Here is a 14,034-nt window from a genome sequence, read left to right on the forward strand (position 1 = left end):
GCTCGACAATTTTGGTAGGAAGATTATCAGCGTTGGGCTAAGTGGGGAGCATTGTTATTTGGGCAGCGCAGAAACTGTGACGTTGCTAACCACTCCTCATCAGGGTAATAGGCGAAGACATATTGATTCTCTTTCAAACTGTCGATAAGTGGATAAGTGATGTCTTCACGTACAGCAGGGCAGCCGTGGCTACGTCCGAGCCTGCCAGTCTGGGTAATAAAGTCGTCGCTAACATAGTCAGCGCCATGGATCACAATCGCTCGCTCAAACGCGAGGTCATTAACCTCAGGCTCTAAACCATCTAGGCGTAATGAGTAGCCATTACGACCATAATAACTATTCATAGTGCGAAAGAGCCCAATGCTGGATTGGTGGCTTTCGGGGGTATTGGAGAAGACCTCTGCCAGTGCATCACCAGAGCCTTGCCCATGGGAAACAAGCTCTTCAAATAGCAGTTTATGTTGATGCAGGTCGAAGACCCATAGCCGTGGCTCGGTAGACGGAAGCGAGTAATCAATGACGGCTAAGCGCTCAGCAGTTGGGTCAGCACAGCTAAGTGATTGAGCGGCGAGTCGCAGCGCCTCTGGTGTTGCAGATGGGGCTAGCTGGAGTAGTTGATGATGCAAGGGCGAAACACCGGGAGGCGCTGAAGAGGCGACCTGTGAAAAAAAGCTGGCTGCCTGTAAGGGAAGACTCAACAACATTAGTGGAAGCGAAAAAACGGCGGTAGAAGCTCGAAGGTAAAAAGACATAGAGTGCAATCCTGCAATAGATATCGACGAAGGAGACATGGAAACGGCTATGATAAATAGATGTAGCGTAATAATGATCAATAGCAATGATGAATAGCGACGATGAATAGTAACGCAAGGAGGAGCGATGAACGAGACAACGTTAATAAGACGATGGGCGATAGGGATGGCTCTATGTCTGACGCTGATCCAAGCGCCTCAGTTGATTACCAGCGCGCATGCTGATGCAGGCTCTCTTGGGCAGGCGTTAGCTCAGCGTTTAGCTACTCAGACCAGTGCGTTACTGCCTGTTGAGGACTTCTACCAACAATTAAATCAACGGCCCGTCTGGCAAGACATCAACCGGGTTGAAGCACTGGTGCAGGCGTTAAACAGTCTTGAAGATGATGGATTAGCACCTAGTGATTACGACGCGGGCACTTTGCTGAACGCATTCGAGGCTAGCCAGCAAGCAGGTGCGTTGGCGCAAGCTGATTTTGATATTCAGGCCACGACAGCACTTTTACTAGCACTTGAGCACCTTTCGCGGGGCAAGGTGAATCCAAACGAGGTTGAGCCTAAATGGGATATCCCGAGGCCTGAGCGTCGCTACTCTTTATTGCGTGTTGCCCATGCGGTGGAAAATGGCGATATTCAGGGCGCGCTTGACTATGTGAGGCCCTCATCAGCGGAGTACGCTCAGCTACGTGATGCGCTACGTCAATACCGTACGCTGGCTGAAAAAGGCAATGTTCCCTATTTGTCGGGCAGGGATGAGGCGTTACGCCCAGGTGACACGAATGAGGATGTGTTGGTACTACGACAACGTTTGTCCTATTGGGGCGAAATTAATTTGCTGGCGGCAGATAGCAATGCTTACCCCATGATTGAGGTTCAATCAGCGGTTAGCAACCAGCGCACCTATGATGCTGAGTTAGAAAGGGCCGTTAAGCAATTTCAACGTCGCCATCAGTTACAAGAAGATGGTGTTGTGGGTGAGCGCACGCGGCTTGCACTTAACACACCGGTTACTTCGCGTATCGATCAACTTCGCGTCAACTTAGAGCGGGCTCGATGGATCAAACCCACCCAAACCAATGAACCGAGAGTATGGGTTGATATTGCTGGTTATCGATTGCACTACACTCGGCCTAATGGTGAGCACTGGGATGCCCGCGTCGTGGTCGGTACACCGCGGCGCGAAACACCTATTATTCACTCGGCGATTAGCCACTTAACCATAAATCCGTCATGGACGATTCCGCCGACCATTATGCGTGAGGATGTTTTACCTCAAATAAGACGAGACCCTGGCTATTTAGCACGGCGAAATATCCAAGTACTAAGTCCTTCCGGCGAGCGGTTAGACGCTGAGACTATCGACTGGCAACGGCCGGGTGCGGTGATGTTGCGCCAAGTATCAGGTGGCGGTAATCCACTAGGACGTGTGGTAGTACGTTTTCCCAATAATGAAATGATCTATCTTCACGATACACCCGCCAGAGGGTTGTTTCAGCGCGATCAGCGAGCGCTCAGCTCGGGCTGTGTGCGTGTTGAAGGCGTAACGGAATTTGCACAGTTACTGCTTCAAGATAGTGGCAGTCGCCATCAGCTCTCTTCGTTGCTTAACAGCAGTGGAAGCGATCGAAATGTTAATCTCCCACAGCGTATTCCTGTCGCACTGCACTACTTGACTGCTTGGCCAAATGCCCAAGGAGACGTAGAGTTTCGCGATGATATTTATCGTCGTGACGCCGCCCTATTAGCCGCCTTGTCACGTTCTGCATAACGTGGTGATTGGTGTTTATAAGAATGGCTGATAAGCAGGGGTTTTAAACACAGAGTTGTTAAAAATTAGACTCGCTCCAAAGCAATAACGCCGCCCTGTAGGGCGGCGTTATTGCTTAATACAAAGAGAGTGAGAAGGTTACTGCTCTTCTTGGCGTTCGTAGTTGGCAACGCTGATAGTGCCTGTCTCACCGCTATCCAATGCTGCCAGCATGGGCTCAGCTTGGCGCTGGAAAGCAATCAACGTGTCGCCGCTAAGGCTGGTATTTTCAGGCAGCTCTACGTTCATCGCGTTTACTGGCGTGTTGTTGACGATGACTTCATAGTGCAGGTGAGGTCCCGTGCTACGCCCTGTATTGCCTGAAAGTGCAATGCGTTCACCCATCTCAATACGCTCCCCTTGAGTCACAAGTGGGCGTGAAAGGTGTAGATAGCGAGTGCGGTAACCATTGTCATGGCGAACGACGATGTAGCGTCCAGCTGCATGGTGGTTGCCCACTCGTTCTACCAAACCATTGGCGGGAGCAACCACGGGAGTACCAATGGGCATCGCAAAATCGGTACCATTATGTGGGCTGATACGGCCAGTCACCGGGTGTTTGCGGCGCGGATTAAAATTCGAGCTTAAACGATAATTGCCTTCAAATGGGTAGCGCGAGAAGGCTGGGTCTAAGCTACTGCCTTCGGGCGTATAAAAGTTGCTATCAGTAGCATTACGAAGTAGCGTCAAGTCCATGCGTTCACCATCGTATTTAACGGCAAGAACGCGAGAGTCAAGTGCTTCTCCATCAATCATGTCTGACTCAACTAACACTTGAAAGCGATCTCCGCGACGGCTGTCGCGGCGAAAATCGAGTTTCTTCTCAAGTAAGTGAGTGAGTTCAGTAACGGCACTGCTGCCTAGGCCGGTTGCTTGGGCAGAACGTGCAAAACTACCGCTTACACTACCTGCGTAGAGACGCTGAACCGCCTCACCCTGACGCTCAATAACGGTTGCGGCAAAGTGCTCTTCATCACGCTCTAGCAAAATACCGTCGCGGGTGTTTTTCATCATGCGTAACGAGAGTAAGCGACCATCTTCATCTAGTTGATAGTCAAAACTATGGCCTGCGCGCCAATGAGTAAGCATGCGTGGATCTGGGAGATCCTCAAGCAGCGTCAGCACTTCACTGTAGCCAAGGCCTAGCTTATTTTGTGCAAGTAGTGCGAACGTCTCGCCCGACTCAACAATGTGCGTCTTCCACTTAGGTACGTAGGGCTCGTCTGTCGCAAGTTCTAGTTCGAGAAACGAAATGTCATCAAACAGCTCTGCACCATAATCTTCGTAAGAAGTGGCATCGGCGATTTCGACGGAAGCCGTATTGTCGACATCGAGCATACCGCTTGTGAGAGTCCCAAGTACCACGGCCATGTGAAGCGCGCCGTCATCAAGCTGGGCATTAGTAGGGGAGACTGTCGTGACGCTAGCCATTGAGGCTTCAGCGCTAGTAATGACATCCAGATCGACAATTTCCGTAGCTGCGAGGTCCTGAAGTGGGATGTTTTCTCGCGTGGCATCAATAGCGCGTGAAGCTCTATCAATGGCTTCGGCAACGGGGGTGCGCTCTTGGCGTAATGAAGGAACCCCAGGAGCAGAATCGCTGGGAAGCGGTACCAGCACGCTTTCCAGTGGTGTATGAGAGTGATTTAAGTCGTGGTAGGTCGTAATTAACTTTTGTGTGCCCAGCACAGTGACCATTGTAGCCACGGGTAACAGTAACAGTTTATGCGTGCGGGGCAGCGAATGAAGAATTCGCAACATGGGTAAATGGGCCGCCGAGTTCGTGATAAATGAGTAACATGAAAGAAAGTAAACCCAGGAACCATACCCCATGACGGTAAGAGTGAACAGACTGTATGCCTGTACACTAAATGTACTTCATTGAAATACGGAAGCAATAAGTAAATAAATCTGTTTATGAACGCCGTTTGCTAAAAAAAGTAACTTCGCGAAAGCCGCCCTAGAGCGATGCAGGCAAACTAATTAACCATAGGAAGGTGACGCTAATCAATATTTGCCACCAAATTTAGAAGTTAAATTAATTTCGTAATGATTCTGTATTGGTTTTGTACTGTTTTTGTCAAGGAGTTGGGCTGCTCAAAAGCCAATTACCGAGCACAAAGCAGTCTTTTTTAGCTTTCTTAAGGAATCTTAGTAGTCGGTAGGTGTTAGATACCCCCTTTTTTGTAACGAATTGTTTTTTTGTCGTGTTTGACAATTTTAATGTCGATTGACCGTCATTTAAGGGAAAAAGAGTCAGGTAGCCCCTTTGGGCAGCCTGGTACCTAGGAATAATTGTTTGCAAGCAAGTACTCAGCGCTTTTTCCTGGCATTCTATAAGGGTTTTTCGAAGATTAAGCGGATTATTTCGCTGTTTAGCGTCGAGGGAATCGAAATGTCTCGAGTAACTCTTGCACAGTGGCAGATGCTGGCAGCCGTTGTTGACCATGGTGGGTTTGCACGGGCGGCCGAGGCTATTCACAAAAGCCCATCTACGCTTAACCATGCCGTGCACAAGCTAGAAGAGCAGTTGGGTGTTCAGGTGCTGGAGCCTGTGGGCAGGCAAGTACGCCTAACTGAGGCGGGCGAACTTTTATTGCGCCGAGCACGCCAGTTAATTGAGAGTGCTGCTTCTTTAGAAGATGTCGCTACCCGTTTGGCTGCAGGTCTGGAAGCTGAAATCGTGGTCGCTATTGACCAGATTTTTCCAGCGGCTGCCCAAGCGAAAGCACTTGAGCGTTTCTCAGAAATGTATCCTCAGGTCAGAGTGCAGTTGCATGAGAGCGTGCTCAATGGTGGTACGGAAATGCTCCACGATGGCCGTGCCGACTTGGTGGTCTCAGGGATTGCGGCTCAAGGGTATTTAGGTGAGCCGCTGGTGAACGTCCGGTTTATAGCCGTTGCGCACCCAAGCCATGAGTTACACCAGCTTAGTCGCTCACTAGACCTGCGGGATCTTACCCAGCATCGGCAGTTAGTAGTGCGCGATTCAGCGCTACGCCAGTCGACTAATTCCGGCTGGTTGAAAGCGGAGCAACGATGGACGGTGAGCCACTTAAATACGTCATTAGATATGCTGAAGCGTGGACTGGGATTTGCCTGGATGCCAGAGACTCGTATTGCTGAAGAACTTTCAAATGGACAGCTCAAACCCTTGCCGCTCAGTGCGGGCGGGGTACGAATGGTGCCTATGCAGTTAATATTCAGAGACCGAGATCGCGCTGGCCCCGCGGCGCATGCCATGGCACAGGCATTGAAGCGGGGAGTAAGCGAGCTCTGTCCTAAGGATTCGATTTCATCGAATGAATCGCCGTAAAACATCCGCTTGAGCATCGGGAGTGCGGGCGTATGCTAAACGTCATCAGCACTATTAATACGTTTACTACATACGATTATTACAATAGGAGACCGCCCGATGGGACTGCTTGTTAACGGCGAATGGGTTGATCAGTGGTACGACACTAAAAAGCATGGTGGAGAATTTGTCCGCGAGTCTGCCCAGCTTCGCGACTGGGTAGGTGATGATACGATGATGGATGCACCGTCAGGCAAAGAAAGAGAAGGGCAGAGCTACCCTGCGCAATCAGACCGTTACCATCTTTATGTATCTCTAGCTTGTCCTTGGGCGCATCGAATTCTGATTATGCGCAAATTAAAGGGGCTGGAATCACTCATTGGCGCTTCTCATGTCAGCCCGTTGATGCTGGATAAGGGCTGGACGTATGACCAAAGCGAGGGCTCCAGTGGAGATCCTATTAATCATGTCGACTATCATCATCAGCTCTATACGATGACTGATTCCACCTATACGGGGCGGGTCACGGTACCAGTGCTTTGGGATAAGCAACGTAGCGCAATTATCAATAATGAGTCGGCTGATTTGATGCGCATTCTTAATCGCGCGTTTGATGAGTTGACCGGTAACGATTTAGATTTTTACCCTGACGACTTGCGTAGCACTATTAATAATATCAACGACGATGTGTACGAGCACATTAATAACGGTGTTTATAAATCAGGGTTTGCGACGGATCAGCACGTGTATGAAAAACATGTGAAGGCGTTGTTTGATGCCTTAGACCGAATGGAAAAACGCTTGAGCGAGCATCGTTATCTAGCAGGGGAGTGGTTAACAGAGGCCGATATTCGGCTTTTTACCACGCTGATCCGTTTTGATGCTGTCTACTATGGCCATTTTAAGTGCAATTTAAAACGTATTGAAGATTATCCAAATTTGGCAAATTATGTGCGCGAGCTGTACCAGTGGCCGGGTATTGCAGAGACTGTCAATATGGAGCAAATAAAACGCCACTATTACTACAGCCATGACACGATTAACCCAACGCGCATTGTGCCAGCCGGGCCGCTTCTCGGTTTAGAACGTCCGCATGATCGTGAACGCTTACAAGGGCAGGGTATCCGTCGTAGAGCTTCATAATTTATAAACAGAGAGCTTCTCAGAAGTTGCATCTCAAACCTTGGTACTAACAAACAGGGCCACCCAACAATTAGGTGGCCCTGTTCGCTAATTAACCGCTACTAGATTAAGCAATTTAAGCTAGTCGCTTACTCGTCATCATTAACGGCTTCGCGGGTAGACTGCCAGGCGCTTTGAGCACCTTCTTTGGTCGTTTGCCATGCATCGCGGGCACTGCTTTTAGTCTGTTCCCACCAATCACGATCATAAGTAGGGAAGGATTCAACTTCCTCTTGGGAGGCCTCAAGCATTATGCGATGCTCGGTATCACCATCGCTCTCGGTATGGGTCTCCAGGGTAAATTGATCGGTATTGATAACAATTTCACGACCACCCAATCCAAGAATTGCACCGCTTTCGATGACTAGCGCTGAAATGCGCATTTCTTCATCAAAAAGAATGTCTTCGACTTCACCTATCTCTTCACCAGAACCACCAGAGAAGAACACCTCTGCATCCATGATGTCATCTGCCGAATACATACCTTGTGGTTCAGTTGATGCCTGAACACCAAAGGCTAGGCTGCCTAAAAGGGCGGTGCTGATAGCGGTGGTAAGCATTGTCTTACGCATAGCATCTCTCCATGTAGCTATAAGTGTGCAGTTTAATTGGACGACAAATGTTAAAGACCGTTCGCCCATTCATCGGCACGGCGTTCGGCTTCTTCCCGTTCTAAGCCATATTTCTGCTGTAGCTTGCCGACGAGTTGATCTTTTTTGCCGCCAATCTGAGTAAGCTCATCGTCAGTTAATTCGCCCCAGCTTGCGCGAGCTTTTCCCTTCATTTCTTTCCAGCTGCCTTCAATTTGATCCCAGTTCATAGCATCACTCCTTGAAGTTAGTGAACATCATTAGGCATTTCTCAGGTTAGACGAATAGTGAATATGTGCAAGCCAGAATGTTAATAACAGTTAAAGTAAAAAAACTGGTCATGAGCGACTGGTGGTGTTAGGATGCGCCCTCCTCGCATGTGTTGACCCCTCCATCACGACGATAAGCGATTTCCTATGTAGCTATGACTACGAAGTGAAATGCTTGCGGGAACATCTTGCCAACTGTAGATGTTCATTGCTGTGAAGATGGCGCGCCTCCAGCATTTCACCAAACGGGTGAAATCGGCGCAGAAGGTCGCCACAGCGGTTAGCCCGCTTTCGCGATGTTTGCTAACCGAATGCTAGGTGCGACCGGCGTCTCCGACTCCACTGATGATGATATCCGCCTTGCGGATCCTTGTTTATTAATATGCATTGTCACGCGTATTAACAAGCAGAGTCAGAGACGCTTACGATGTTTTTTGCCGGAAAAACCGGCCTACCAAGGTGTGATTAATGACCTCGACTTCTGTCGCTTCGCCGAGCTTCGGCGATCTTGCTCTGTTGCCTGCCGTTCTCTCTGCTGTTGAAGCACAAGGCTACGAAATTCCCTCGCCGATCCAGGCGCAGACAATTCCTGCGTTATTGGAAGGCCGCGATATGCTGGGCCAAGCACAAACCGGCACCGGCAAAACTGCTGCGTTTGCATTGCCATTGTTATCGCGTTTAGAACTTACCCGTCGCGAGCCTCAAGTACTGGTTATGGCTCCGACTCGTGAACTTGCTCAGCAGGTTGCGGCTTCGTTCAGTAAATATGGCCAAAACCTCAAGGGTCTTGAAGTAGCTATCCTTTGTGGTGGCCAAGAATACCGTGAACAGTTAGGCGCGCTAAAGCGCGGTGCCCAAGTTATTGTTGGCACTCCTGGCCGTATTATCGATCACCTTGATCGCGGTAGTCTGAAACTCGACGGTCTTTCGGCACTCGTGCTGGATGAAGCTGACGAAATGCTGCGCATGGGCTTTATCGACGACGTAAAACGCGTGGTTGCCGATACCCCTAAAGATGCTCAGCGTGTGTTCTTCTCGGCAACGCTGCCGACTGAAATTGAGCGCATTGTTAACCGCTACTTGGTTAATCCGGTGAAAGTCGCGATTGAGTCGCGTACGACGACCGGTGAAAACATTGAACAGCGTATTGTACGCGTCGATGGTGGCGCTAAGCTTGAAGCCGTGGCACGCATCCTTGAAGTTGAGCCGGTTGATGCTGCTATTGTCTTCGTGCGCACTCGAGCTGCTTGTACCACGCTGGTTGAACAGCTGACAGCGCGCGGCGTTAACGCCGCCGGTCTGTCTGGCGATCTAGACCAAAGCCTGCGTGAGCGCACCATTACGCGTCTCAAGCGTGGCAAGATTGATGTGTTGATTGCGACCGATGTGGCTGCTCGTGGCCTCGACGTTCCGCGTATTACGCACGTTATCAACTATGATCTGCCGCAAGACGCAGAAGCGTATACCCACCGCATCGGTCGTACCGGTCGTGCGGGCCGTAGCGGTATCGCGATTACGTTCGCTGGTTTCCGTGAAGGCCGTAAAGTGGGCTGGATGGAGCAGGCTACCGGTCAGAAAATGACTGAAATGCCGCTGCCAGACGAAGCCGCTATTCGCGCTCACCGTGATGACGTGTTCCATCATCGCGTTGTAGCAGCCCTGACCAAAGGTGCTGAAGAGCAACGTGCATTGGTTGAGCGTTTGGTAGAAGAAGGTCATGATGCCGTTGAACTAGCCTGTGCTTTTGCCGCAATGGCACGTGCTGACGAGGCGCCGATTGGTCGCTTGCAAGCACCGCGTAAAGAGCGTACTACGCGTGATAGTGCGCCTGGTGGCAAGCCCGGTGGCCGTCGCGAGCGCTCAAGCGCACCTAGCGAAGGTATGATTCGTTACCGTGTTTCTGTTGGCCATAAGGATGGCGTTAAGCCTGGTCAACTGGTTGGCGCATTGGCGAACGAGGGTGGCATCGAAGGTGCACGTATCGGTCGTATCGATATCCGCAACGCTTTCTCGGTAGTTGAACTACCCAGTGGCCTGCCTTCCACTATTCTGGCGAAAATGGCGCGCGCTCGCGTTGCTGGTCGCCCGTTAGAAATTAGTGAAGACAGTGCACCTGAGCGTGCTCCACGTCGTCGTCGTGATGACGGTGATGCACCAGTTCGTCGCCGCGAACGCGCTTAAGTTAATGTATAGCGCCATATAATGGCGCTTTAAACGACGTTTAACGATCGTTCTATCCCCTTACGCCCAACGGCGTAAGGGGATTTTTTTTGCCTGTAATTGCAGCTGGGAAGTTGAGCTACGTTAGTATGATGATGGTTTAGTAAAAGGAGGCTGCATGGACGCACCGCTACATGACTGGAATTTAGCTCCAAAAGAGGCCGTAGCGCTGCAAACAGAGCTGGCGAAACGACTTGAATCCACTGATCGTATCGGTTCTGTGCACCACATTGCTGGGGTCGATATTGGGTTTGAAGCGGGTGGTGATATCACTCGGGCGGCGGTCGTCGTTTTAGCGTGGCAGCCTGACAGCACACAGCATTTGGCTGTGGTAGAGCAGGTGGTTCATCGTGAGCCAACGCGGATGCCGTATATTCCTGGTCTGCTCTCTTTTCGCGAGATCCCAGCCGCTCTGGAAGCGTTCGCTAAGCTGACGATCACACCAGAGCTGGTAATGGTCGATGGGCAGGGGATTGCACATCCTCGGCGGCTTGGTGTCGCTGCCCACCTGGGGCTGTGGCTAAATTTACCGACGATCGGCATCGCTAAGTCCCGCTTAACGGGGCAGCATGCAGAGGTGGGAAATACGCGTGGTGATTGGGTGCCTTTAACATCAGGTAACGACGTTATTGGTGCCGTGCTACGCTCGAGGGAAAATGTGAAGCCGGTGTTCGTATCGCCTGGACATCGATTATCCCTTGAAACATCGCTTGACTGGGTGGTGCGCTGTTTAGGACGCACCAAGTTACCAGAACCCACGCGACTAGCGGATCGGCTTGCGTCAAGACGCGACCAAAAGCGGCTTACGTAAAGCGTAGGAAGTGGCGCAGTAAGCCCGAGGCTGCTTGAGTATCGGTGATGGCATTAATAAGTGCGTCAGGATTTTCACCTTGATCGCGCAATGCGGCCTTCTGGCGCTCGATATAAGCATGCATCACTGGTTGGGTGAATTCTGGATGAAACTGCACGCTCCATTGGCGGGGGCCATAACGTAATGCTTGATGAGCATCGTGGCTGTTATGAGCCAATACCGTGGCGCTGGGTGGCAGTTGCATGACGGACTGGGCATGGGTTAAGTGAGCCGGGAAGTGTGTGGGCAGCTTACTAAAGAGAGGGTCTTGATGACCTGCTTGGGTAAGCCGTACATTGCGCGTTCCTGATTCTCTTCCTGCAGGGTGGTAATCGCTAATGCCCCCGAATGCTGACGCCATCAATTGATGACCATAGCACACGCCAAGCATAGGGATGTTCTCGGCTAGCGCTTGCACAAGCCAAGGTTTTAGCGCCTCGCTCCACGGCTCCTGTTCGCTCACCATGCTGTGGGAACCTGTGAGCATAATACCGGCGAATGAGGTGGGTGAAGGAGGAATACCTTGTTTGCGTGCATCCCAAACCTTGAGTGACAGATGTGTTGGCAGTGCCGTCGAAAGCTGATTGATAAAGAGTTGCTCGAAATCACCGTATTGGTCGACCACTTCAGGGAAGGCGTCACCGGTTTTGATAATGACTAAAGAGGCCATGGCGTTCTCGTTGTCCTGTCAGAGGTAAAATTAGAGAAGAAAGGTTAGAGAAGAAAGGTTAGAGAGGAAAGGTTAGCCCAACCAGGGCATTGCCCTGTAAGGTGGTAGCTCTCACCATATACCTTTTTAGCTTTATATTAGGAGCCTAATATGCAACAGATTACGCGTGCTGGCGAGCCCATGGATGTGGCGGGGACGCTACCTGCTCCAGGCCAAACTGCTCCGCCGATGACGCTCACCAATGCCGATTTAAATGATGTCACCCTTGATACTTATTCAGGCAAGCGCAAAGTGCTGAATATTATCCCGAGTGTGGATACGCCCACTTGTGCGGTGTCTACTCGACGGTTTAATGAACTGGCCTCGCAATTGGATAATACCGTTGTGCTGGTCGTGTCTGCTGACTTGCCATTTGCAGCCAAGCGCTTTTGTGGCGCAGAAGGGTTAGATAACGTTGAAACCTTGTCTACCTTCCGCCATCGAGAGTTTCAAGAAGCTTGGGGTGTCGCATTAGCTAATAGTGCAATGGAAGGATTGTGCGCTCGTGCCGTGGTAGTGCTCAATGCAGACAACCGCGTGTTGCACAGTGAACTGGTGAGCGAGCTGAAAAATGAGCCTGATTATGAGGCCGCGCTGGCAGCCTTAAAAGGCTAGCTAGATGACAGCACGCAGGTTTCTAGCGTGCACTTTGCGTAGCTGCCGCCACCAGTGCACTAATTAAACGCTGCTGGGGGCGGTTGAAAATAAGCCACTCGGGATGCCACTGCACACCAATCAAAAAATCATGTTTTGTCGACTCAATTCCCTGTACTAGCCCGTCCCGGTCGCGGGCGACAATATTGATGCCGTCACCTGCTTTATTGACCGCCTGATGGTGCAGGCTATTCACGCGACACCATGTGACGCCTAATAGCTGATAAAGCTTGCTCCCTCCGACAATATCTACTGTCTTACGCGGTAACACAGTACGCCGTCGTTTCAGGCCTTCATGGGTGGTGTAAATATCAGGGTCGAGGGTGCCACCTAAATGGACGTTGATTAGCTGCGCCCCCCGGCAAATACCCAATACAGGCGTATTTTGCGGAATAAATCGGCCGAGTAGGTTGAGCTCCAGTTCATCGCGAGCTGGGTCTAGCCTTACATCCAGCTGCACCTCACCGCCGTAAAGATGTGCTTGAATATCATCGCCGCCACCAATAATTAGCCCGTCAAGGTGGGCAGGCAAGGCACGTGAAGGTGACAGGCGAAGTGGTTTGCCGCCATGTCGCCATACGGCGAACCAGTCAAACCACCACGCTAGATGGCTTTTTTGATCAGAGGTTGTAATCCCAATAAGCGGTCGAGACATGCTGGCACGTTCTCACTAAGGCGGTGTGTTTAGGATGACTTGAATAGGCCAAGCAGCTTCGTTTTACAGCGTCTCCACCAAGGTTGGCTGTGTTCAGCAATATACTCATCGCAGCGTGCGCGTAGTGCGTCACTGTTTGCGGCCAGCTTTTCTACCTCAACCCAGCGGTTCCATTCCACAACTGACCCCCAACCGGGTTGAGAAAGCTGCGCATTTGGCAGCCGGTAATGAAACGTCGGGCGTGGTTTAGTGAGCTGGCTATGCAGTAGTTCATGAGGATGGTCTGGACGCAGGTGCGCAAACAGCGGCAGTAAATCTAACTCTCGATTACGCGTTGGGTTGTAGTGTAGATAGTCATCGATAAACGTATCTAAATCAGGCTGATAACCAGAATCCAGGACTTTAAGGGCGTACTCTTTATGAAATGGATTGGCGTGAGGCAGTACTTCACGGGTAATGTCGACTTTGATCTCATCGCGCAGCCAGCTGGCGAGTAGCAGGTACGCTTGCATCATGGCCAGAAGGTAATCAACGTCAAGCCGTTCCACTTCAGGGTTTAGATGCAAGCCAAATCCGTAGAGCAAACTGGCATCGGTGCCTTTCGCGCCTTTGTCACGCAAGGCACCAAATAGCTGGTCTAGATCCTCTAGCTCATTCCAGGGAATCGGCGGGCAGACAATTTCCGTAGGCACTAAGCCCGTCACCATGTCGCCTATCAGTTCACGAGTTTTTTGATGGAACTCTATTCGCCGATGGCGCTGCTGGCGTGCCCATTCACTGTCGCTTTCATGGTGTTCTTCCAGTAGCGTCTTATCAGGATGAGCATACTGGGTATCCAGCTCAATACCGAACTCGCCCCATCGAGTCGCTTCAACGAGTAGCCGATGGGGACTTACCACGTTAAGCTCACCCCCAAATAGCTCGCGTACCAGCTCAGCGGTATCACGCGGCGGAAGTCCGGCGAATTCGATTTCCACACCGACACGCCTTGTTTTTCCATCACTATTTGTACGGTTAGGAGGAGCTTGCAGCGTCATCTCGGTATCCTTGA

The 14,034-nt window shown here is 50.9% G+C and carries 13 protein-coding genes; 6 read left to right on the forward strand and 7 right to left on the reverse strand.

All coding sequences use genetic code 11. The annotated features are described in order from the left end of the window. Positions 1-26: 26 nt before the first annotated feature. Positions 27-752 carry a murein L,D-transpeptidase catalytic domain family protein gene (locus tag B6A39_RS04145; RefSeq protein ID WP_083001661.1) on the reverse strand — a complete coding sequence of 242 codons (726 nt, stop codon included), beginning with the start codon at positions 750-752 and terminating at the stop codon, positions 27-29. Between the two features lie 127 nt (positions 753-879). On the opposite strand from B6A39_RS04145, the gene B6A39_RS04150 reads away from it, so the two are divergent. Continuing rightward, on the forward strand, positions 880-2,520 hold the full coding sequence (locus B6A39_RS04150) for a L,D-transpeptidase family protein (RefSeq protein WP_083001663.1): 1,641 nt from the start codon (positions 880-882) through the stop codon (positions 2,518-2,520). Positions 2,521-2,658: 138 nt separating this feature from the next. Here B6A39_RS04150 and B6A39_RS04155 read toward each other — a convergent pair whose 3' ends face one another. Continuing rightward, complete coding sequence (locus B6A39_RS04155; RefSeq protein WP_083001666.1) at positions 2,659-4,320, reverse strand: peptidoglycan DD-metalloendopeptidase family protein; 1,662 nt, start codon at positions 4,318-4,320, stop codon at positions 2,659-2,661. 634 nt (positions 4,321-4,954) lie between these two features. Between B6A39_RS04155 and B6A39_RS04160 the strand changes: the two genes are divergently transcribed. Beyond that, on the forward strand, positions 4,955-5,875 hold the full coding sequence (locus B6A39_RS04160; protein ID WP_083007843.1) for a LysR family transcriptional regulator: 921 nt from the start codon (positions 4,955-4,957) through the stop codon (positions 5,873-5,875). Positions 5,876-5,974: 99 nt separating this feature from the next. After that, positions 5,975-6,997 carry a glutathione S-transferase family protein gene (locus B6A39_RS04165; protein ID WP_083001668.1) on the forward strand — a complete coding sequence of 341 codons (1,023 nt, stop codon included), beginning with the start codon at positions 5,975-5,977 and terminating at the stop codon, positions 6,995-6,997. Between the two features lie 128 nt (positions 6,998-7,125). Here the strand turns inward: B6A39_RS04165 and B6A39_RS04170 are convergent, their stop codons facing one another. Both B6A39_RS04170 and B6A39_RS04175 read right to left on the reverse strand, forming a co-directional pair. Further along, a complete protein-coding gene (locus B6A39_RS04170) occupies positions 7,126-7,608 on the reverse strand; it encodes a PRC-barrel domain-containing protein (RefSeq protein WP_083001670.1) in 483 nt (160 codons plus the stop codon). 50 nt (positions 7,609-7,658) lie between these two features. Continuing rightward, positions 7,659-7,856: a CsbD family protein gene (locus B6A39_RS04175; protein ID WP_083001673.1), complete on the reverse strand. Its 198-nt coding sequence runs from the start codon at positions 7,854-7,856 to the stop codon at positions 7,659-7,661. 507 nt (positions 7,857-8,363) lie between these two features. Here B6A39_RS04175 and B6A39_RS04185 point away from each other — a divergent pair. Together B6A39_RS04185 and nfi are read left to right on the forward strand one after the other, a co-directional pair. Beyond that, entirely contained in the window at positions 8,364-10,076 is a 1,713-nt protein-coding gene (locus B6A39_RS04185; protein WP_083001675.1) for a DEAD/DEAH box helicase, read from the forward strand. 157 nt (positions 10,077-10,233) lie between these two features. Beyond that, on the forward strand, positions 10,234-10,926 hold the full coding sequence (gene nfi / locus B6A39_RS04190) for a deoxyribonuclease V (protein WP_083001677.1): 693 nt from the start codon (positions 10,234-10,236) through the stop codon (positions 10,924-10,926). Here the strand turns inward: nfi and B6A39_RS04195 are convergent. Beyond that, positions 10,919-11,635 (reverse strand): glutamine amidotransferase, encoded by a 717-nt coding sequence (locus B6A39_RS04195; protein ID WP_083001679.1) that lies wholly within the window; start codon positions 11,633-11,635, stop codon positions 10,919-10,921. The two genes, nfi and B6A39_RS04195, sit on opposite strands and share 8 nt — an antisense overlap. A gap of 150 nt (positions 11,636-11,785) precedes the next feature. Here B6A39_RS04195 and tpx point away from each other — a divergent pair, with 150 nt between their 5' ends. Then, entirely contained in the window at positions 11,786-12,289 is a 504-nt protein-coding gene (gene tpx / locus B6A39_RS04200) for a thiol peroxidase (RefSeq protein ID WP_083001682.1), read from the forward strand. A gap of 22 nt (positions 12,290-12,311) precedes the next feature. Here the strand turns inward: tpx and B6A39_RS04205 are convergent, their stop codons facing one another. After that, positions 12,312-12,983: a gamma-glutamyl-gamma-aminobutyrate hydrolase family protein gene (locus B6A39_RS04205; RefSeq protein WP_083001684.1), complete on the reverse strand. Its 672-nt coding sequence runs from the start codon at positions 12,981-12,983 to the stop codon at positions 12,312-12,314. A 29-nt stretch (positions 12,984-13,012) separates the two neighbouring features. Continuing rightward, positions 13,013-14,020 carry an amidoligase family protein gene (locus B6A39_RS04210; RefSeq protein WP_083001687.1) on the reverse strand — a complete coding sequence of 336 codons (1,008 nt, stop codon included), beginning with the start codon at positions 14,018-14,020 and terminating at the stop codon, positions 13,013-13,015. Between the last annotated feature and the right edge of the window lie 14 nt (positions 14,021-14,034).

It is taken from the genome of Halomonas sp. GT (assembly GCF_002082565.1).
Taxonomy (GTDB): Bacteria; Pseudomonadota; Gammaproteobacteria; order Pseudomonadales; family Halomonadaceae; genus Vreelandella.